Genomic DNA, 20,747 nt, shown 5'->3' with positions numbered 1-20,747 from the left:
ACGATGGTCACCAAAGCGAAGGTTCCGCGCGGAAGAAAAAACCGCCGCGCGCGTACCTTCGCTGCCGCGTTGGCGGCGGGTTTGGCCCTGCTGGCATGCGTGTGCGCCGTCGTGTTGGATCGCCTGTATCCGCTGCCACCGCCTTATTCGGACGGCGCCGTTGTGGTCACCGCAGCCGACGGCACGCCGTTGCGCAACTACCCCAGCCGGGACGGGATCTGGCGCTACCCCGTTCAGCCGGGAGATGTTTCGCCCCTGTACCTGCAGACGCTATTGACCTACGAAGACCGCTGGTTCCGCTGGCATCCCGGCGTCAATCCCGTCGCGATGGCGCGCGCCGCGGCCCAGTGGCTGTTGTCCGGCCACATCGTGTCCGGCGGTTCGACGCTGACGATGCAGGTGGCGCGTCTGATCGACCCCGCGCTCGCCGGCCATCCATCCCGCACCTTGGGTGCCAAAGCCCGCCAGGCGCTGCGGGCTCTCCAGCTGGAACTGCATTACAGCAAGGACGAGATCCTTGCGATGTATCTCAGCCGGGCGCCTATGGGCGGCATCGTGGAGGGGGTCGAGATGGCTTCCCGGCTTTGGCTTGGCAAGTCCGCGCGCGACCTCAGTGCCGGCGAGTCCGCATTGTTGACGGCCTTGCCGCAGTCGCCATCGCTGTTGCGTCCCGACCGCAACCCGGAGCTGGCACGCTCCGCCCGCGATAAGGTGCTGGATCGCATGGCGGCGCTGGGGCGCTGGACCCCCGGCCAAGTGGCCGACGCCAAGATGGAACCGGTCATGGCACCGCCATTGCGTGCGCATTGGCTGGCGCCGCTCGCGGCGCAGCGCCTGTTGCGCGAGGCGAAGGCCGGGGCCAGCGTATCCTGCCCCTCGTGCACGGTATCGGTCGCCGGATCTTCCGGCCAGCCGGGAACGCAACGCATCGCGTCCACCATCGACGCCGAGCTCCAGGCGCGCGTGGAACAACTGCTGCTGGATCGCGTCGATGCGTTGCCGCCCAAGGTTTCCATGGCGGTGCTTGTCATGGATAACGATAGCCTCGCCATTCGTGCGTATGCCGGATCGGCCGACTACACCGACAATACCCGTTATGCCCACGTGGACATGGTCGCGGCGGTGCGCTCACCCGGGTCTACACTGAAGCCGTTCCTGTATGGTTTGGCATTGGACGATGGCCTGATCCATTCGGAAAGCCTGCTGATGGATGTTCCGATGTCGTTCGGCGGTTATGCGCCGGGCAATTTTCAGGCGGCATTCTCGGGTCCGGTCAGCGTTGCGCAAGCATTGCAACGCTCGCTCAACGTGCCGGCGGTGGACTTGCTGGATCGTGTCGGACCGGCGCATTTTGCTTCGGTTATGCTTAGCGGTGGGGTTCGTCTGCGCATGCCGGCGGGGGCTTCGCCGAATCTAAGCTTGATTTTGGGCGGGGCTGGCACCACCTTGGAAGAACTGGTGGGCGCATACCGTGCCTTGGCGCGCGACGGCCTGGCCGGCCAGCCGCGGCTCGATCCCGCGCAACCCTTGCTGGAGTCTCGCATGATCAGCGCGGGCGCGGCGTGGATAGTGCGCGATATCCTCGAAGGCGGAGGCCATCCGGACCGGCCGTTTCACCAAACCGGTGCGCCCGGCAAGGCATTGGCCTGGAAGACGGGCACGAGTTTCGGGTTTCGTGACGCCTGGGCAGTCGGGGTGACGGACAATTGGACGATCGGCGTTTGGGTGGGCCGGCCCGATGGCACGCCGAATCCGGGGTTTTTTGGCGCGAACGTCGCCGCGCCATTATTGCGGGACGTGGTCGCCGCACTGCCCGACGGGCCGCCGCGCGCGCGTATCCGGCCGGCCAGCGTGCAACCCGTGGTCATCTGCTGGCCGTTGGGCGTGCGCCGGGAAAGCCTGGAGGCCAAAATGTGTCAGGAACCGCGTGCGGCGTGGGCTTTGAACAACACTGTCCCACCCTCGTTCGCGGGTTATGCGGACCCCGGGCAGGCACCCCTGCGGGTGACGGGCCTGGCGCAGGGCGCGGTTCTGAGGCCTTTGCCGGGACGGCGTCTTATCGCGTTCGACGTAGACGCGATGGGGGCGCAAGGTGAGGTATGGTGGATGCTGGACGGCCGGGTGCTGGGACAGGCGCGGGCGGATCATCCATTTACGGTGTCGTTGGGGCGCGCCGGTCGGTATACGCTTACGGTAATGGACAGCCGGGGCCGTTACGACCGGATTGAATTTGAAATCGCTGGCGTTACGCCCTGATAGGCATAGAATATGAATTGTGTTTTTGTCCGCTTCGATGCGTTATGGAGGAAGCGTGATTTCCCAAGAGCTTGAAGTTAGCCTGCATATGGCATTCGTCGAGGCCCGTTCGGCCCGGCACGAATTTATTACAGTAGAGCATCTACTGTTATCGCTGCTCGACAACGCTTCCGCGGTGGAAGTGCTGCGCGCGTGCGCCGCCAATCTCGACGATCTGCGTCGCAATCTGCGTCAGTTCGTGAACGAGAACACGCCTGTCATTCCCAGCGGCGCCGAGGTGGACACCCAGCCGACGCTGGGGTTCCAGCGCGTCATCCAGCGCGCGATCATGCACGTTTCGGCCGGCGGCAGCGGCAAGAAGCCCGTGACCGGCGCGAATGTGCTGGTGGCGATTTTTGGCGAGAAGGATTCACACGCGGTGTATTACCTGCAGCAGCAGGGGGTGACGCGCCTGGACGTGGTCAACTTCCTGTCGCACGGGATCACCAAGCAGCCGCAAGTCGAGTCGGCCGCCTCGCAGAAGGAACAGCAGCCCAATCCAGAGGAACAGGGCGAATCCCGCCAGTCGCCGCTGGATCAGTATGCGACGGACCTGAACGCCGCCGCCCTTGCGGGCCGCATCGACCCGCTGATTGGCCGCGAATCCGAAGTCGAACGCGTCATCCAGGTTCTCTGCCGGCGCCGCAAGAACAATCCCTTGCTGGTGGGCGAAGCGGGTGTGGGCAAGACCGCGATCGCGGAAGGCCTTGCCTGGCGCATCACCCGTGGCGAAGTGCCGGAAATTCTGCAGGCAGCCCAGGTTTATGCGTTGGATATGGGTGCGTTGCTGGCCGGGACCAAATACCGCGGCGATTTTGAACAGCGCCTGAAGGGCGTACTCAAGCAATTGCGCGGCAATCCCGATGCGATTCTGTTCATCGACGAAATCCATACCCTGATCGGCGCGGGCTCCGCGTCGGGCGGAACGCTGGATGCGTCGAACCTGCTCAAGCCGGCGCTGTCGTCCGGCCAGCTCAAGTGTATCGGGGCGACCACCTATACGGAATATCGCGGGGTCTTTGAAAAAGACCACGCCTTGTCGCGTCGCTTTCAGAAGATCGATGTCAGCGAACCCAGCGTCGAACAAACCGTGCAGATCCTGCGTGGCTTGAAGACCCGGTTCGAGGAACACCATAATGTCCGCTATTCGGCCGCGGCGCTGTTGGCGGCTGCCGAGCTGTCGGCGCGCCATATCAACGACCGCCATCTGCCGGACAAGGCCATCGATGTGATCGACGAAGCGGGTGCCGCCCAGCGCCTGCTGCCTCGTTCGCGCCAGAAGAAGGTGATCGGCAAGGTCGATATCGAGAATATCGTTTCGAAGATCGCCCGCATCCCGCCGCAATCCGTGTCCAACGACGACCGCAGCAAGCTGGCCACGCTGGATCGAGATCTGAAAACGGTGGTGTTCGGGCAGGACAACGCCATCGAGGCCCTTTCCGCCTCGATCAAAATGGCGCGTTCCGGCTTGGGCAAGCCCGAGAAGCCGATCGGTGCTTTCCTGTTCTCGGGGCCGACCGGCGTGGGTAAGACCGAAGTCGCGCGCCAGCTGGCGTTCACCATGGGTGTGGAGCTGCTGCGCTTCGATATGTCCGAATACATGGAGCGGCACGCGGTGTCGCGCCTGATCGGCGCCCCTCCGGGATATGTCGGTTTCGACCAGGGCGGTCTCCTGACCGAAGCGATCACCAAACAGCCGCACTGCGTGTTGCTGCTCGATGAAATTGAAAAGGCGCACCCGGACGTTTTCAACATCCTGCTGCAGGTCATGGACCACGGCACGTTGACGGACAACAACGGACGCAAGGCCGATTTCCGCAACGTCATCCTGATCATGACCACGAACGCCGGCGCGGAAACGCTGAACCGTCCGTCGATCGGTTTCGCCAATGCGCGGGTGGTGGGCGACGAGATGGCGGAGATCCGCCGGATGTTCACTCCGGAATTCCGCAACCGTCTGGATGCCATCATCCCCTTCGCACCGCTTTCGCGCGAAATCATCCTGCGCGTGGTCGACAAGTTCCTGATGCAGCTGGAAGACCAGTTGCATGAGCGCCGCGTCGACGCCGTTTTCACGGAAGCCTTGCGCGATCATCTCGCTAAAGAAGGGTTCGATCCGCTCATGGGTGCACGTCCGATGCAGCGCCTGATCCAGGACACGATACGCCGCGCCCTTGCCGATGAGCTGTTGTTCGGCAAACTGGTCGATGGCGGCTCGGTCACGGTGGATCTCGATCAGGAGGGCAAGGTTTCGCTGACCTTCGGTGATAAGCCGGCTTCGGACGCGCCGGATGCGCAGGAAGTCGCGCTGGCGGAGTAATGGCGTCGACACCGCCTCTCATCTCCTGCGAGCATTGCGGCACGATCTACCGCCGCCAGGAGCTGAGGCCAGGTGAACAGGCTTCCTGCAGCCGCTGCGGCTCGGTGCTGTGGCGCTACAGTGGTCTTCATCCCTCGGGGTGGCTTGCGCTTGCGCTCGCCGCCCTGATTGTTTTCATCATCGCCAATGCCTATCCTGTCGCCATCATGCGCGTGCAGGGTATGGTGCAGGCGGCCTCATTGCCGGAGGCGGTTCTCGTCACGTGGCGGCAGGGCCATGAGGTTGTTGCGGTCATGACCGGCCTGGCGGGGTTGGTCCTCCCATTGCTGCAATTGGTACTGCTGGTATGGGTGCTGTACCCCCTATCGACGGGCGTCCGTCCTCCCGCCTTCGCTTCCTCTACCCGAATGTTGCGCCTGCTCGCGCCGTGGAGCATGGTCCCGGTGTTCGTGTTGGGTGTGCTTGTCGCTGTCGTGAAGCTGGCCGGAATGGCGTCGGTGTCGCCCGGTGTCGGCCTGGCCGGTTTTGCCCTGTTGACCATATTATTGACCACCCTGGGCCGTCTTTCTTCGCAATCGCTCTGGCGTTATGCGGAGCGGACGGGGGCCGTGGGCCTGCATATTCCTCATGCCCGCCCGGGCGAGGCATTGGCCGGGTGCCATGTGTGCGGGCAGGTACAGGCCTTGCCTCGCGGGCATCCGGGTTCGCCGCATCGCTGCGTGCGGTGCGATAGCCCGCTGCATCTGCGCAAACCGGATCACCTGGCCAGGACCTGGGCATTGCTCATCGCGGCGGCGATTCTTTATATTCCGGCAAATGTCCTGCCCGTCATGAATATCGAGTCGATTTTCGGCGACAGCGGGCACACGATACTGGGCGGTGTGATCGAATTATGGCAAACCGGCTCGTGGGATATCGCCTTGATTGTCTTCGTCGCCAGCGTGATGGTGCCGTTGACCAAGTTGCTGGCGCTTGCGGTGCTGGCATGGAAGGTGCAGCGCGGCAGCGCGACGGGGCTGCGTCAGCGCACGCGTCTGTACGGTATGGTGGAGTTCATCGGCCAATGGTCGATGCTGGACGTATTCGTCGTTATCCTGCTGGCCGCGCTCGCGCACTTCCAGGGCTTGATGACTATCAGCGCCGGGGCTGGGGCTGGCGCTTTCGGTACGGTCGTCATATTGACCATGCTGGCCGCAATGAGCTTCGATCCGCGGTACGGGTGGGATATGGCCGCCGATCAGGCCGATCATGCGACGCCGTTGTCGCCCCGGGCTGCTTACCCGGCGGCCAATCCGCCGGCGGCCATGCAGGCCTTGGGCAATGCGATCCACAAACAAGAGGAATAAGGAAGCAGCTGTATGTCAGACCCAGCACCGTCCGGAGACAACCAAGGGATCCGGACTCCGGAGGTCACCCGGCGCAAGCGCCGTATTTCCTGGATCTGGCTGGTACCATTCGTCGCCGCCGTCGCCGGGCTCTCCCTGGTTGCCAAGACGTGGTGGGAATCCGGACCTACCGTCACCATCACCTTCAAGACGGCGGAGGGCCTGGAAGTCGGCAAGACCCAGGTCCGTTACAAGGACGTCAATATCGGCACCGTGCGCAGCATCCATCTCAGCGAAGACCGGTCCCAGGTGATCGTCAAGGCGGATCTGGTCAAGGAGGCTGCCAGTATCGCCCGGGAAGGCACGCAATTCTGGGTCGTGCGGCCGCGCCTGGGCCTGAGCGGCGTGTCCGGTCTCGGTACGTTGCTCTCCGGCGCTTATATCGGTGTGGACGCCAGGAATGGCAAGGATGCGGCCAAGTCGGCGTCGGATGAAGAAAAAACCGAGTTCGTCGGACTGGAGACACCGCCCGAAGTCACGCACGACCGGCCGGGCAAGCGGTTCACGGTGCGGGCCACGGATCTCGGGTCCCTGGACGTGGGCTCGCCGGTCTATTACCGGCGCATCAGTGTCGGGCAGGTAATCGGATACCAATTGGATCCTACCGGCCACTTCGTCAATATCCAGTTGTTCGTCGATGCGCCCAACGACAAATTCGTGACTACCGATACGCACTTCTGGAATGCCAGCGGTGTCGATTTCACCCTTAACGCCGATGGCCTGAAGGTACGCACGCAGTCTTTGCTGTCCGTGGCCGTGGGCGGCATCGCCTTTGGCCAGCCGGATGATGACGCGACGGAAACACCGGCCAAGGCGGATACGGTGTTCACGCTATACGGCACGGAGGCCGCGGCCCAGGCCAGGCAGGACGGGGAGCCGTTCCCCATCGTCATGCGTTTCGACCAATCGATACGCGGCCTGAGCGTGGGTGCGCCCATCGATTTCAATGGTGTGGTGCTGGGGCAGGTGGACTCCATCAGTATGGATTTCGATCGCGCGTCGAAGCGCTTCTTCGCGCTCGTCCATGCCAACCTGTACCCGCAGCGGCTCGGAGCTGTCTACGAGCGGGTGCGCGAATATTCCGAGCAAGAGGATAAAAAGACCGGCGCAGAGGGCACCACTCACCCTGGCGGCCGTCTGTTGGGCTCCATGGTGCAGCACGGATTGCGGGCACAGTTGCGCAGTTCGAATCTATTGACCGGCCAACTGTATGTCGCGCTGGATGTGTTTCCGAACGCCAAGCCGGTGGCATTCGAGATGTCCACGCCAGCGAGGATCCCGACGCAGCCGGGGAACCTGGACCAATTGCAGCAACAGATCGCCAACGTCGCGGCCAAGCTGGACAAGATCCCGTTCGACAAAATAGGCACGGATTTGCAGAAGACACTGGCGAATACCGCGCGCCTGACGGCACGCCTGGATAAGCAGCTCGCTCCTCAGGCGGAGGCATTGCTCAAACAAGCCAACAAATCCCTCGCCGATTTGGGTAATCTGTTGGCTCCGGATTCGCCGTTGCCGGTCAACGCGCAGAATGCGATGGACGAGCTATCGAGGGCGGCACGCTCGCTGCGGGCGCTGGCTGACTATCTTCAGACCAGTCCGGAGGCCCTGTTACGCGGTCGCGGGCCGGATCCGTTGCCCAACTACGGTAATACCAGGAGCCCACGATGAACTCGACGATTCGACGCGTGCTCACGCCGGCGGTACTTGGGGCCGCGCTGGCCGGGTGTTCCACTTCTCCCCCGGTGCATTACTACACGCTGCTGACGCCGGATGCCGGCCAGGAGTCGCGCGCGCCAGCCCGGTCTGATGGCGGCAAGCCGCCTTTCCTGCTGGATGTCCTGCCTGTCACCGTGCCGCCGCAGGCCGACCAGCCCCAGATCATGCTGCGCGAAGCCGACGGTGTAGTCTCGGCTTATTACTCCGATCGCTGGACGGCCCCCCTTTCCGACGAAATCCGGGGCGCCGTGTCCTATAACCTGGTGCGCGATCTGGGCGTGGTCGATGTGCAATCCATTAACGCGCCCTCCAACGCGGCGATGTGGCGGGTCCAGCTGGATGTGCAGCGCTTCGACGCAACGGCGCACGGCGATGCGGTACTGGATGCGACCTGGCGGCTGCGGCCCTTGAACCTGCCGGGCCAGATGCTGCTGTGCCGCAGCGTGATTCACGTCCCCCTGGATGGCGCTACGCCTGCGCGCGCGGTCGCCGCGCAGCAAAGGGCGACCGCCGATTTGGCGGCAACCATCGCCAGCGGTATCCGGGCGGGAGGCGCCCGCGCCCAGGCAGGTAGCGAGGCGGTGCAACTCAAGGGCTGCGATGTCGGCTAGATGATCGCGGGAACGGGGGCTGGGCTCAACGGCCTCCCTTCGAGAGAAAGGCTGAGGAAACCTAGGGTTAACCTTAATATTCCGCAAGGTGTAACCCGCCTACTATCGCGGTGAACCTCCGCCTTGGGCGAGGTCTGTCCAGCCCTTTTCAAGAAATAGCGAGTATCAAGCCAGCATGGGCACTACCACTCTTGGCGTCAAAGTCGACGAAACGTTGCGCGACCGTCTGAAGGACGCGGCATCCAAACTGAAATGCACGCCGCATTGGCTCCACAAGCAAGCCATTGTGGCCTATCTCGACCGTATCGAGCGTGGCCAGCTGCCGGCGGAGATCGCGCACTTCACGGGGGGAGAGGGGACCGCCGAAGAGCCCGAATTGCAACCGCAGGCACAGGTGCCGCCCTTTTTCGAGTTCGGTCAGGACGTGCAGTCGCAGTCCGTTTTGCGCGCGGCCATCACGGCGGCCTACCGGCGACCCGAGCCGGAATGCGTTCCGCTTTTGCTGGGACAGGCGCGGATGCCCAACCCGGAAAAAATCCACGCCACGGCGGCCGGCCTGGTGCGGGCGCTGCGGGAGAAACGTACCGGCGGCGGGGTGGAAGGGCTGATCCAGGAGTTTTCCCTGTCCAGCCAGGAAGGCGTGGCCCTGATGTGCCTGGCGGAAGCCCTGCTGCGCATCCCGGATCGCGCTACGCGCGATGCCCTGATCCGCGACAAGGTGGCGCGCGGAGACTGGCGCTCGCATGTCGGCGAATCGCCGTCGCTGTTCGTGAATGCCGCGACGTGGGGCTTGATGCTTACCGGCAAGCTGGTGGCGGTGAACAGCGAACAATCCCTTTCGCGCGCCTTGACACGCCTCATCGGCAAGGGCGGCGAGCCTTTGATCCGCAAGGGCGTGAACATCGCCATGCGCATGATGGGCGAGCAGTTCGTGTCCGGCCAGACCATATCGGAGGCCCTGGCCAATAACCGCAAAATGGAAGCCAAGGGCTTCAGCTATTCCTACGACATGCTGGGCGAGGCGGCGACCACATCGGCAGACGCCGACCGCTACTTTGCGTCGTACGAGCAGGCCATCCATGCCATCGGCAAGGCCGCCGCGGGACGGGGCATCTACCAGGGGCCCGGCATTTCCATCAAGCTCTCGGCCTTGCATCCGCGGTATTCGCGTGCGCAGCGCGACCGTGTCATGGCAGAGCTGCTGCCGCGCGTGCAGTCGCTGACCCGCCTGGCGCGCGGCTACGACATAGGTCTGAACATCGATGCGGAAGAAGCGGACCGTCTCGAAATTTCACTGGATCTGCTGGAGGCGCTGTGCTTCGATCCGGAACTGGAAGGCTGGAACGGTATCGGCTTCGTGATCCAGGCCTACCAGAAACGCGCGCCTTTCGTCATCGACTACGTCATCGATCTGGCCCGCCGCAGCCGCCATCGCCTGATGATACGGCTGGTCAAGGGCGCGTATTGGGATAGCGAGATCAAGCGCGCGCAGGTGGACGGCCTGGAGGGTTACCCGGTTTATACGCGCAAGGTCTATACGGACGTGGCATATCTGGCCTGCGCCCGTAAGCTGCTGGGCGCGCCCGAAGCGGTCTTCCCGCAATTCGCCACCCATAATGCCTATACCCTGGCTGCGATCTACCAACTGGCGGGGCAGAACTACTATCCGGGCCAGTACGAGTTCCAGTGCCTGCACGGCATGGGTGAATCGCTGTACGAGGAAGTGGTGGGCCCCGTGGCGCAGGGCAAGCTGAATCGTCCCTGCCGCATTTATGCGCCCGTCGGTACCCACGAAACGCTGCTGGCTTATCTGGTTCGCCGGCTGCTGGAGAACGGCGCCAATACGTCCTTCGTGAACCGCATCGGCGACCACAGCATATCGATCGACGAATTGATCGAAGACCCGGTGGAAGCGGCGTCGGCGATCGTCCCGCTGGGGGCGCCTCACGAGAAAATCCCGCTGCCGCGCGAGCTTTACGGCAGCATTCGTTCGGGCGCGCGCGCCAATTCGCAAGGGCTCGACCTCAGCAACGAACACCGCCTGGCATCGCTGTCCGCCGCCTTGCTTTCCAGCACGGCGACGGCCTGGCGCGCCTATCCCACGGTCGGGCCGAATGCGTGGGACGACGCGCGCGCCGTGCCTGTGCGGAACCCCGCGGATCACCGCGATATCGTCGGTCATGTCGTCGAGGCATCCGAAGCCGAAGCGCAGGAGGCGCTGCGCCGTGCGGGGCAGGGCGCGTCGATCTGGCAGTCCACGCCGGTGGCCGAGCGCGCGCTGTGCCTGCGCCGCGCCGCGCAGATGCTGGAAGAGCAGATGCAGACACTGCTCGGGCTCATTGTGCGGGAGGCGGGGAAATCCCTGCCGAACGCGATTGCCGAAGTGCGTGAAGCCGTCGATTTTCTGCGCTATTACGCCGAACAGGCCGAGCGCGAGTTCGACAATGCGACTCATCGCCCGCTGGGACCGGTGCTGTGTATCAGCCCCTGGAATTTCCCCTTGGCCATTTTCACCGGCCAGGTGGCCGCGGCGCTGGCCGCGGGCAATGCGGTGATCGCCAAGCCGGCCGAACAGACTCCGCTGATCGCGGCGCGGGCCGTCGACATCCTGCGTGCGGCGGGCGTGCCCGAAGACGCGGTGCAGTTGCTGCCCGGTCGTGGCGAGACCGTCGGTGCAGCGCTGGTGGCCAGTCCCGATATCCGGGGCGTGCTGTTCACCGGGTCCACCGATGTGGCGCGCCTGATTGCGCGTAGCCTGGCCGATCGCCTGGATGATGCCGGCCACACCATTCCGTTGATCGCCGAAACGGGTGGCCAGAATGCGATGGTCGTGGACTCTTCCGCCCTGACCGAACAAGTCGTCTACGACGTACTGACTTCGGCTTTCGATTCCGCCGGTCAACGCTGTTCGGCGCTGCGCGTGCTGTGCGTCCAGGAGGACAGTGCCGATCGCGTGCTGGAAATGCTGCGTGGCGCCATGGCCGAGTTGCGGGTCGGCAATCCGGACCATCTGTCGACGGATGTCGGCCCTGTCATCGACAACGAGGCAAGGGACGGCATACAACGCCATATCGAGGGCCTGCGTACTGCCGGCAAGCCGGTCACGCAGATTCCGCTATCGCCGGCCTGCCGCAATGGTACTTTCATCGCGCCCACCTTGATCGAAATCGGCAGCGTGCGCGAACTCAAGCGTGAAGTGTTCGGGCCGGTACTGCACGTCGTACGCTACAAGCGGGATCAACTGGACAGCCTGCTGGAAGACATCAATTCCACGGGATACGGCTTGACCTTCGGCGTCCACACGCGGATCGACGAAACCATCGGCCACGTCACGTCCCGGGTGCATGCCGGCAATATGTACGTCAATCGTAATATCGTCGGCGCGGTGGTGGGCGTGCAGCCCTTCGGCGGCGAGGGGCTGTCGGGCACCGGTCCCAAGGCCGGCGGGCCGCTGTACCTGTACAGGCTGTTGTCGCTTCGTCCGGCGCAGTTGCCGGTAGGTGGCGGGACTTCCGCGATGCCCATCGTCCTGACATTGCCCGGGCCTACCGGTGAAGCCAATACCTACCGGCTGGAGCCCCGTGGCACGGTGCTTTGTGTGGCGTCCTCCGAACAAGGCGCGCGTGCGCAATGGGCGGCGGCCCAGGCGACGGGTAATCGGGTGCTGTTCGCCGATGGCGGCGTTTCCCGCCAATTCGTCCAGGGCCTGCCGTCTGCCCAGCGCGATGGCGTGGCCTTCATGCGCGACGAGGATGTGGAATCGGCCGATTTCCAGGCAGTCCTGTTCGAGGGCGACAGCGATGCGCTGAGGTTGCTGAGCGGACGCGTGGCCGCCCGCCCAGGACCGATCGTAGCGGTGCAGGGGCTATCGGTCGACGCATTGGCACAAGGGCAATCCTACGTGCTCGACCGCCTGGTGGCGGAACGCTCCATCAGCGTCAACACCGCGGCGGCTGGCGGCAATGCCAGCCTGATGACCATAGGCTAAGGCATTTTCCACGCCAGGGGCGTGCGAGCGTTGAAAAAGCGAAAACCCCGGTGTGCTTCAGCAGCCAGATACTGAAGCGCGCCGGGGACGACATGACATATCCTTCTGCCTGCCGTAGGGTCCGGGATGCCCGGCTTTATGGTGGGGAGGGTAATCGCCAATACCTGTCGCCCTTGGCGGCATCGAAAATTCCGTTGCCATGGCGCCGTTGGCGCCAGAGGCGCGCCTATCCGGCGCATGCATAAATCACAATAGCACCGGTCCGCGTCACCCGCGGACCGTGCGGCAAGGACGGACGGGACCACCCTCCCGCAGATCTTACTGGCTATCCTACAAGGAGGAATAGATGCGCTTCACGACAACGATACGATCGCTCGCCATGGCCGTCACCGCCGGCTTTTGCGTGGCTGGCGCCGCGCATGCGGCCGATACGGAAATCAAACTAGGCTATGCCGGTCCGCTGACCGGGCCCCAGGCGCACTATGGCGAGGACATGCAGAAAGGCCTGATCCTGGCCATCGACGAAGCCAATAAGAAGGGAATCAAGCTCGATGGCAAAGCGGTCAAGTTCGTGCTGGTTTCCCGGGATGACCAGGCCGACCCTCGGACCGCGGTAACGGTGGCGCAGCAATTGGTCGATGACGATGTCAGCGGCATTCTGGGACACTTCAATTCCGGCACTACCATTCCCGCCTCGCGCGTCTATCACGATGCCGGCCTGGTGCAGATCGCCATGGGTACCGCGCCCGAATACACCAGGCAGGGTTATGACAACACCTTCCGGATGATGACCAGCGATACCCAGCAGGGCGCCGCGGTAGGAAGGTTCATGGTCGAGACCCTGCACAGCAAGAAGATCGCCATCATCGATGACCGCACGTCCTACGGCCAGGGCCTGGCCGACCAGGTCGAGAAAGCCGTGAAAGCGGCGGGTGGCCAGGTTGTCCGGCGCGAGTACACGACTGACAAGGCGAACGACTTCACGTCCATCCTGACCAATATCAAGGGCGCTGCTCCCGAGGCGATTTTCTTCGGCGGCCTGGATGCGCAGTCCGGCCCGATGAAGCGTCAACTCGCGGCGCTGGGGCTGACCATGCCTTTCGTATCTGGCGAAATGACGCGCAGCGAAACCTTCCTGAAGCTTGCCGGAGACGCAGCGGAAGGCACGTATGCCTCGCTGGCCGGCGTACCGCTGGACAAAATGGCCGCGGGCAAGGAGTTCGCCGCGGCCTACAAGGCGCGGTTCAAGGAAGAGCCAGGTGTCTATGCGCCGTACGCTTATGACGGTGCGTGGAACATGATCACGGCCATGGAAGAGGCCGGCTCCGCCGACTCGGCCAAGTACCTGCCCATGCTGCGCAAACTGCATCGCAAGGGCGCGACCAGCGAAAGCATCGCCTACGACGCCAACGGCGACCTCAAGGAAGTGTCCGTAACCATCTACCAGGTCAAGAACGGCAAGTGGGAGATGGTCGAGACCATGGTGAGCCAGGCGCAATAAAGGCGCCGCGGCACGGCGCGACGCCGTGCCGCAACCCCATCCCCCGGGGTGCATCACTGCGCGGCATCGGCTGTCCGCGCGATTCACGTTTCACCTGGCATTCCATGGATATTTTCATTCAGCAACTTATCAACGGCCTGACGCAGGGCAGCATGTATGCCCTGGTCGCGCTGGGCTATACCATGGTGTATGGCATTGTCGGCCTGATCAACTTCGCGCATGGCGATGTGGTCATGGTGGGTGCCATGGTGGCGACCACGCTCGCGTTGACCCTGGTCGGCGCGGACCCGTCGGTTTCCCCATGGCTTGTCTTCGGAGTAGGCCTGCTTTGCGCCGCGCCCGTCTGCATGGCGCTGGGCTGGCTGGCGGAACGCGTCGCCTACCGTCCCTTGCGGCGAGCTCCCCGGTTGGCGGCGCTGATCACCGCGATCGGCGTTTCCATCATCCTGCAGAACCTTGCCATGATGATCTGGGGACGTGACTACGAACACTTCCCGCAGATCGTCAAACTCCAGATGTTCTCGTTGGGCGGGGCAAAGATCAGTTCGCTGCAGATCGCCATCATTCTCATCGCCGCGCTGGTCATGGTCGCGCTGCTGCTGTTGGTGCACAAGACCCGCCTGGGCACGGCCATGCGGGCGACCGCGCAGAACCGCGAAGTCGCGGGGCTGATGGGCGTGAATATCAATACGGTGATTTCCGCCGCCTTCCTGATCGGCTCGGCACTGGCCGCCGTGGCCGGCATGATGGTGACTACCTATTACGGCGTGGCGCACTACACGATGGGCTTCATGCTCGGCCTGAAGGCCTTTACCGCCGCGGTGCTGGGCGGCATCGGCAACCTTGCCGGCGCCATGTTCGGCGGCATATTGCTGGGGGTGATCGAAGCCTTGGCGGCAGGATACATCGGCGATCTGACCGGCGGTTTCATGGGCAGCAACTATCAGGATGTGTTCGCATTCCTCGTGTTGGTGCTCGTCCTGATCTTCCGTCCTTCCGGATTGCTCGGCGAACGTGTGGGGGATCGCGCATGATGACAAGTTTTGCTTCGCGCGGCCGCATTTCGCCCGCCGCGTGGCTGGGTATCGGGCTCGTGGCGGCCGCATTGGCCGTCCTGCCCTTTCTGCTGGGCATGGCTGGTCAAAGCTGGGTCCGCATCCTCAACTTCGCCCTGTTGTATGTGATGCTGTCCCTTGGCCTGAACATCGTGGTGGGCTTCGCCGGCCTGCTGGATCTGGGGTATATCGCTTTTTACGCCGTTGGCGCCTATACCTGGGCGTTGCTGGCGTCGCCGCATTTCAACCTGCACCTTCCGTTCTGGGCCATCCTGCCGATCAGCGTCGCGCTGGCCTGCCTGTTCGGCATTCTGCTGGGGGCGCCCACCCTGAAGCTGCGCGGCGATTACCTGGCCATCGTCACATTGGGCTTCGGCGAGATCATCCGGGTCTTCCTGAACAACCTGAATGCTCCCATCAATATCACCAACGGGCCGCAAGGGGTCAACCGCGTGGATCCCTTCCGCGTGGCGGACTTTGCCTTCAACCGCACCGAAACGCTGTTCGGGATACGCGTGACGGGGCCGGAGAAGTATTACTACCTCCTGCTCTTGTTGACCTTGCTGATCATGTTCGTGTGCCTGCGATTGCAGAACTCACGCATCGGACGGGCATGGGAAGCCATACGGGAAGACGAAGTCGCGGCGAAGGCCATGGGTATCAATACCCGCAACATCAAATTGCTGGCCTTCGCGATGGGTGCCTCGTTCGGTGGCGTGGCGGGTTCGTTGTTCGCGTCCATGCAGGGCTTCGTCAGTCCGGAAAGCTTCAGCCTTACCGAATCGATCTCCGTCCTCTGCATGGTGGTGCTGGGTGGGATGGGCCATATTCCGGGTGTGATCCTCGGGTCCATCGTCCTGGCGGTTTTTCCGGAGTTCCTGCGCGCCGTTATCGTTCCTGCTCAGCAGGCCATTTTCGGCAGCGTCGTGGTCGATCCGGAAGGCATTCGCATGTTGTTGTTCGGCTTTGCCATGGTGTGCGTCATGCTGTTCCGGCCCGCCGGCTTGTGGCCCTCGTCGGTGCGCAAACGCGAGCTGAGCCGATCGTCCGAAGGAGGTCGGGCATGACCGCAACCTTGCTTGAAGCCCGCGGGCTGGGCAAACGATTCGGTGGCCTGCAGGCGCTATCGGACGTCAGCTTCGATATCCGGAGCGGCGAAATCTATGGCTTGATCGGCCCAAATGGGGCGGGCAAGACCACGTTGTTCAACGTGCTGACGGGGCTGTACGTACCGGAAGCGGGGCAATGCGTGTTCGCCGGTGAAAACCTGGTGGGTGCGAAGCCGCATGAAATCGCTATGCTGGGCATGGCGCGCACTTTCCAGAACATCCGTTTGTTCGCGAATCTGACGGCGCTTGAAAACGTCATGATCGGCCGGCATGTACGCACGCGGGCGGGGCTGATCGGGGCGGTGCTGCGCAACCGCCGAACCCGCGCGGAAGAGGCCGCTATCGAAGCGCGCGCGCATGCTTTGCTGGAATACACCGGCATCGCGGCGCGTGCCAACGACATCGCCAAGTCCCTGTCTTACGGGGATCAGCGGCGGCTGGAGATCGCCCGGGCGCTGGCGACCGAACCGCGTCTGCTGGCGCTGGATGAACCGGCGGCCGGTATGAACGCCTCCGAAACCGTGGTCCTGCGCCGCCTGATCGAGAAAATTCGTTCCGATGGCGTTACCGTGCTTTTGATTGAACACGACATGAAATTGGTAATGGGCTTGTGCGATCGCGTACTCGTACTGGAATACGGCAAGGTTCTGGCCATGGGCAAGCCGGCCGACGTGCAGCGCGATCCCAAGGTGATCGAAGCGTACCTGGGCGCCGGCGCGGCGCAGGAGGCGGCGGCATGAGCCAAGCGCCTTTGCTCGAATTGCGCGACCTGCAGGTCGCCTATGGGGGGATTCGCGCGGTGCGTGGTGTCGACCTGGTGGTGAACCGAGGCGAACTGGTGTGCCTGATCGGCGCCAATGGGGCGGGCAAGAGTTCGACACTGCGCGCCATCTGCGGCCTCATCCCGGTCGCCGGTGGACAAGTCCTTTACCAGGGAGCGTCCATCCAGGGACGGCGGCCCCACGAATTGGTCCGCGAAGGACTTGTCATGGTGCCCGAAGGACGCGGCATTTTCGGCCAATTGACCATCGAGGAAAACCTGGCGATGGGCGCCTATGTGCGGCGCGACGGGGCCGGAATCCGCGCGGATATGGAAAGCGTCTTCGAGCAGTTCCCGCGCCTGGCGGAACGCCGCAAGCAGGCGGCGGGCACGCTGTCCGGCGGCGAGCAGCAAATGGTCGCCCTGGGGCGTGCCATGATCGCCCGTCCCACTTTATTGCTGCTTGACGAGCCGTCGATGGGACTCGCGCCGCTCATGGTGGAGAAAGTATTCGAAGTGATCTCGGGCATCGCCGCCGACGGCGTGACGATCCTGTTGATCGAGCAGAATGCGCGGCTCGCGCTCGAATACAGCAAGCGCGGCTACGTGATGGAGTCGGGGGAACTGATCTTGTCCGGTACTTCCAGGACCTTGCTGACGGACCCCAAGGTCCGGGCGGCGTATCTCGGCGAACTCGAAACCGCCTGATGCGTTGCATGGTCACGGCCAGCCCCTTGCCTTCGGCAGTGGCCTGGCCGTGACCCTTAACCGGGCATTACCTGGACGAGCAAGAGATAGCCGTCGAGCAGAATGATCGCCGTCGTGGCCGCGATCGCCAACGCGCGCCAGACCCCGCGTAACACGAAAGACCCCATCACGTCCCGCCGCACGGCCAGCATGACGAGCGGCACCAGGGCGAAGGGCAATGCCAGGCTCAATATCACCTGGCTCAGCACCAGCAACTGATCGGGATCCTGTCCTCCGGTATAGGCCAGCATGCCCATTGCCGCGACACCGGCGACCGCGCGCGTCACCAAAGCGCGCCTGCGGTCGGACCATCCTCCGGTGCTGAATCCCTTCGACAGCACCTTGCCGGCCAGTACGCCTGTGATGGTCGAGCTTTGCCCGGCCGCATACAGGGCCACGGCGAACACGATAGCCGCGCCGACGCCCAGGGTCTTGCCAATCGCGGCGTGGGCCTGATCCAGGCTGCTGACCGCTACCCCGTTTCCCGAGAGCGAGGCGGCGGCGACGATCATGATCGCCGCATTGACCAGGGTCGCGATGCCCAGCGAGAACACCGTATCGCTACGGGCCACGCGCATCGCCATGCCTCGCATCGCCACGGGCAGGCCGTGCGCGCGCTGGGCCAGCTCACCCGAATGCAGGTAGAGATTGTGCGGCATGAGCGTCGCGCCAATGATGCCCAGGGCAATCATGAACCCTTCAGGGGACCGCAGCGCGCGGATGGGCTGCGCGGCGCCGCTGGCGACTTCGGTCCACGCCGGGTTCGCCTGGAAGAGCAAATACACGAACGACACCGAAACGATCGCGAGCAGCAGGCCGATAATGCGCTCATGGCGCTCGGCATTGTTGCGCGCGAACAGAAGAACGGCATAGGTGCCGGCACCCGTCATGGCGACGCCAGCCATCAACGGGATGCCGAAAAGCAGGCGCAGCGCAATGGCACCGCCGATCAGTTCCGCCAGGGCAGTGGCCAGGATGGCCGCTTCGCCTGCCAGCCATGCGGTCCTGGCCAAGGGGCGCGGAAGATGGCGCACCGTCAGCGTCGCCAAGTCCTGGCCCGTCGCCAGTGCCAACCTCGAGACCAGTACCTGGAATCCGAGCGCCAGGAAAGCCGCCAGGAAGACCACCATCAGAAGATGGTAGCCAAAGCGGCTGCCGCCGGCGATGTCGGTGGCCCAGTTGCCCGGATCGATGTATCCCACCGCGACGAGCAATCCCGAGCCGATCAGCCGGCGCAGGCCGGCGGGCATCTTGCCGCCGTCCTGAAGGGCAGCCTTGCCCCCCGAAATCGCGTAAATCAACTCGCTCATGGCGTCTTCCTTATGAGAATGGTTCTTATTGTCGGGGCGGATGAGCAATTGGTCAAATAAATTAAACTTAGGGTGGAATTAGGGTGGGCCTATTGAGGACGTCGCCTGAACGGGGGCCGTGGTCGCCCCGAACGCAGGAGTTGTGCCCACGGCGCGGCGGCCTCATCCAGAAGGGTAGGGAAGGCGGCGAGGAGTTCGCTGCCGGGCACCGTGGCGGCGCCCGGCGTGACGGCGCGTCAGGAAGCCAGGCGGGCGTCCATGGTGATGGTGGCGTTCAGCACTTTGGAGACCGGGCAGCCGGCTTTGGCTTTATTCGCGGCTTCTTCGAAGGCATGTGGATCCGCCCCCGGTATCTGGGCCACGACGGTCAGATGCACCGCGGTAATGGCAAATCCGCCGTCGGCCTTGTCCAGCGTGACGACCGCTTCCGTCTGGATGCTATCGGCCGTCATGCCCGCCTCGCCAAGGATATTCGAGAGCGCCATGGAGAAGCAGCCGGCGTGCGCTGCCCCAAGAAGCTCTTCCGGATTGGTACCCTTGGTATCGCCGAAACGTGTGTTGAAGCCATAGGGTGCGCTGGATAGCGCGCCACTGTCGGTGGAAATCGTCCCCGTGCCGGACTTGAGATCGCCTTTCCATACTGCCGATGCTTTTCGCTTCATGCTCGTACTCCTTGACGGGTGAGTGTCGGAAACCGGTCATGCGGAGCCGCATGACTCCTTGATCATAGTCCCCGCGGCTGCCCGGACTCGAAGTAGGGTATTCAGGAAAATACGCCGATCCCTGCGGTATAACGGCAAGGTTTCCTGGCTCGGAGTTCGCATGGCATCGCTATTCTCTTCCATCTCGCTGGGGCGGATGTCGCTCCCCAACCGTATCGTCATCGCTCCTATGTGCGAATACTCTGCCGAGGATGGCAAGGCGACGGATTGGCACATGATTCATCTCGGGCATCTCGCGCTGTCGGGCGCGGGCCTGCTGTTTACCGAGGCCACCGCCGTCGAGCCGGGTGGCCGGATCACTCCCGCCGACCTCGGGTTATGGGATGACGCGACCGAGGCCTCCATCGCCAAGGTCATGCATGCGATCCGCCGCTATTCGACCATTCACATGGGAATGCAGCTGGCGCACGCGGGCCGCAAGGCCTCCAGCCATACGCCTTGGGAAGGCGGGGACCAGATTCCCTCGGCCCAAGGGGGATGGATATGCGACGCGCCTTCTGCCGTCCCGTACAAGGACGGCGAGGAGCCGCCCCATGCGCTGGATGCCGCCGGATTGGAACGCGTCCGCGCCGCCTTTGTGCAAGCCGCGCGCCGTGCGGACCGTCTGGGTTTCGATACCGTCCAGGTGCATGCCGCGCATGGCTACCTGCTGCACCAGTTCCTGTCGCCGCTTGCCAATCGCCGCACCGATGAATATGGCGGCAGCCTGGAAAACCGCATGCGATTTCCGCTGGAAGTGTTCGATGCCGTCCGCGCGGCATTCGGCGCGGACAAGCCCGTCGGCATACGCGTGTCGGCGACCGACTGGGTGGACGGCGGATGGGACCTGGAGCAAACCGTGGCCTTCGCCCACGCCTTGAAGGCGCGGGGATGCGACTATATCGATGTGTCGTCGGGCGGTATGTCGCCCGCCCAGAAGATCGCGCTGGGGCCGGGATACCAGGTGCCTTTCGCCGAACGCGTCAAGCACGAGACCGGCTTGCCGACAATGGCGGTCGGGTTGATCACGGAGCCCGAACAGGCCGACGAGATCGTTGCCCAAGGCAAGGCGGACATGGTGTCGCTGGCGCGGGGCATGCTCTATAACCCGCGTTGGCCCTGGCACGCCGCGGCGCAGCTGGGAGAGCATGTACAGGCACCCAAGCAGTATTGGCGTTCGCAGCCCCGCGAGTTGAAAACGCTGTTCGTCGACGCCAGCTTCGGTCAACGATAGGCACGCGGGGGG

The 20,747-nt window shown here is 63.7% G+C and carries 14 protein-coding genes; 12 read left to right on the top strand and 2 right to left on the bottom strand.

Going from position 1 to position 20,747, the window contains the following annotated elements:
• The first annotated feature begins 3 nt into the window (after nucleotides 1–3).
• From pbpC to ACO1P8_RS21920, 11 genes are all read left to right on the top strand, one after another.
• Nucleotides 4–2,256, top strand: coding sequence for a penicillin-binding protein 1C (pbpC, locus tag ACO1P8_RS21970; RefSeq protein WP_486297997.1), 2,253 nt, complete (start codon nucleotides 4–6; stop codon nucleotides 2,254–2,256).
• Between the two features lie 55 nt (nucleotides 2,257–2,311).
• On the top strand, nucleotides 2,312–4,615 hold the full coding sequence (gene clpA, locus ACO1P8_RS21965) for an ATP-dependent Clp protease ATP-binding subunit ClpA (protein ID WP_486297972.1): 2,304 nt from the start codon (nucleotides 2,312–2,314) through the stop codon (nucleotides 4,613–4,615).
• A complete protein-coding gene (locus ACO1P8_RS21960) occupies nucleotides 4,615–5,961 on the top strand; it encodes a paraquat-inducible protein A (RefSeq protein WP_486297971.1) in 1,347 nt (448 codons plus the stop codon). The genes clpA and ACO1P8_RS21960 overlap by 1 nt, the downstream gene beginning before the upstream one ends.
• Nucleotides 5,962–5,973: 12 nt before the next feature.
• Entirely contained in the window at nucleotides 5,974–7,671 is a 1,698-nt protein-coding gene (locus ACO1P8_RS21955) for a PqiB family protein (protein ID WP_486297970.1), read from the top strand.
• Nucleotides 7,668–8,330: a PqiC family protein gene (locus tag ACO1P8_RS21950; RefSeq protein ID WP_486297969.1), complete on the top strand. Its 663-nt coding sequence runs from the start codon at nucleotides 7,668–7,670 to the stop codon at nucleotides 8,328–8,330. The genes ACO1P8_RS21955 and ACO1P8_RS21950 overlap by 4 nt, the downstream gene beginning before the upstream one ends.
• A 175-nt stretch (nucleotides 8,331–8,505) precedes the next feature.
• The gene (gene putA, locus ACO1P8_RS21945; RefSeq protein WP_486297968.1) at nucleotides 8,506–12,318 is read left to right on the top strand and encodes a trifunctional transcriptional regulator/proline dehydrogenase/L-glutamate gamma-semialdehyde dehydrogenase; all 3,813 of its coding nucleotides are present in this window, start codon (nucleotides 8,506–8,508) and stop codon (nucleotides 12,316–12,318) included.
• A 346-nt stretch (nucleotides 12,319–12,664) separates the two neighbouring features.
• Nucleotides 12,665–13,819, top strand: coding sequence for a branched-chain amino acid ABC transporter substrate-binding protein (locus tag ACO1P8_RS21940; RefSeq protein WP_486297967.1), 1,155 nt, complete (start codon nucleotides 12,665–12,667; stop codon nucleotides 13,817–13,819).
• Nucleotides 13,820–13,923: 104 nt separating this feature from the next.
• Nucleotides 13,924–14,853: a branched-chain amino acid ABC transporter permease gene (locus tag ACO1P8_RS21935; protein WP_486297966.1), complete on the top strand. Its 930-nt coding sequence runs from the start codon at nucleotides 13,924–13,926 to the stop codon at nucleotides 14,851–14,853.
• Nucleotides 14,853–15,941, top strand: a complete 1,089-nt coding sequence (locus tag ACO1P8_RS21930) for an ABC transporter permease subunit (RefSeq protein WP_486297996.1) — start codon at nucleotides 14,853–14,855, stop codon at nucleotides 15,939–15,941. Before ACO1P8_RS21935 ends, ACO1P8_RS21930 begins: the two co-directional genes overlap by 1 nt.
• Nucleotides 15,938–16,723 (top strand): ABC transporter ATP-binding protein, encoded by a 786-nt coding sequence (locus tag ACO1P8_RS21925; RefSeq protein ID WP_486297965.1) that lies wholly within the window; start codon nucleotides 15,938–15,940, stop codon nucleotides 16,721–16,723. The genes ACO1P8_RS21930 and ACO1P8_RS21925 overlap by 4 nt, the downstream gene beginning before the upstream one ends.
• Nucleotides 16,720–17,451, top strand: coding sequence for an ABC transporter ATP-binding protein (locus ACO1P8_RS21920; protein WP_486297964.1), 732 nt, complete (start codon nucleotides 16,720–16,722; stop codon nucleotides 17,449–17,451). Before ACO1P8_RS21925 ends, ACO1P8_RS21920 begins: the two co-directional genes overlap by 4 nt.
• Before the next feature lie 56 nt (nucleotides 17,452–17,507).
• On the opposite strand, the gene ACO1P8_RS21915 is transcribed toward ACO1P8_RS21920, so the two are convergent.
• Together ACO1P8_RS21915 and ACO1P8_RS21910 are read right to left on the bottom strand one after the other, a co-directional pair.
• Nucleotides 17,508–18,800 (bottom strand): Nramp family divalent metal transporter, encoded by a 1,293-nt coding sequence (locus ACO1P8_RS21915; protein WP_486297963.1) that lies wholly within the window; start codon nucleotides 18,798–18,800, stop codon nucleotides 17,508–17,510.
• A gap of 236 nt (nucleotides 18,801–19,036) precedes the next feature.
• Complete coding sequence (locus ACO1P8_RS21910) at nucleotides 19,037–19,462, bottom strand: OsmC family protein (RefSeq protein ID WP_486297962.1); 426 nt, start codon at nucleotides 19,460–19,462, stop codon at nucleotides 19,037–19,039.
• A 160-nt stretch (nucleotides 19,463–19,622) separates the two neighbouring features.
• Between ACO1P8_RS21910 and ACO1P8_RS21905 the strand changes: the two genes are divergently transcribed.
• Entirely contained in the window at nucleotides 19,623–20,735 is a 1,113-nt protein-coding gene (locus ACO1P8_RS21905; protein ID WP_486297961.1) for an NADH:flavin oxidoreductase/NADH oxidase, read from the top strand.
• The last annotated feature ends 12 nt before the right edge of the window (nucleotides 20,736–20,747 follow it).

The sequence above is a fragment of the Bordetella sp. genome, from assembly GCF_057362025.1.
The sequence above is the reverse complement of the archived record's forward strand: the minus strand, read 5'-3'. Positions and strand labels throughout refer to the sequence as shown.

Coding starts and splice junctions, on each gene's coding strand:
- putA (WP_486297968.1), top strand. CDS start 8,506: ATGGGCACTACCACTCTTGGCGTCAAAGTCGACGAAACGTTGCGCGAC.
- ACO1P8_RS21910 (WP_486297962.1), bottom strand. CDS start 19,462: ATGAAGCGAAAAGCATCGGCAGTATGGAAAGGCGATCTCAAGTCCGGC.
- ACO1P8_RS21950 (WP_486297969.1), top strand. CDS start 7,668: ATGAACTCGACGATTCGACGCGTGCTCACGCCGGCGGTACTTGGGGCC.
- ACO1P8_RS21930 (WP_486297996.1), top strand. CDS start 14,853: ATGACAAGTTTTGCTTCGCGCGGCCGCATTTCGCCCGCCGCGTGGCTG.
- ACO1P8_RS21905 (WP_486297961.1), top strand. CDS start 19,623: ATGGCATCGCTATTCTCTTCCATCTCGCTGGGGCGGATGTCGCTCCCC.
- ACO1P8_RS21925 (WP_486297965.1), top strand. CDS start 15,938: ATGACCGCAACCTTGCTTGAAGCCCGCGGGCTGGGCAAACGATTCGGT.
- ACO1P8_RS21935 (WP_486297966.1), top strand. CDS start 13,924: ATGGATATTTTCATTCAGCAACTTATCAACGGCCTGACGCAGGGCAGC.
- ACO1P8_RS21915 (WP_486297963.1), bottom strand. CDS start 18,800: ATGAGCGAGTTGATTTACGCGATTTCGGGGGGCAAGGCTGCCCTTCAG.
- ACO1P8_RS21920 (WP_486297964.1), top strand. CDS start 16,720: ATGAGCCAAGCGCCTTTGCTCGAATTGCGCGACCTGCAGGTCGCCTAT.
- ACO1P8_RS21960 (WP_486297971.1), top strand. CDS start 4,615: ATGGCGTCGACACCGCCTCTCATCTCCTGCGAGCATTGCGGCACGATC.
- pbpC (WP_486297997.1), top strand. CDS start 4: ATGGTCACCAAAGCGAAGGTTCCGCGCGGAAGAAAAAACCGCCGCGCG.
- ACO1P8_RS21940 (WP_486297967.1), top strand. CDS start 12,665: ATGCGCTTCACGACAACGATACGATCGCTCGCCATGGCCGTCACCGCC.
- ACO1P8_RS21955 (WP_486297970.1), top strand. CDS start 5,974: ATGTCAGACCCAGCACCGTCCGGAGACAACCAAGGGATCCGGACTCCG.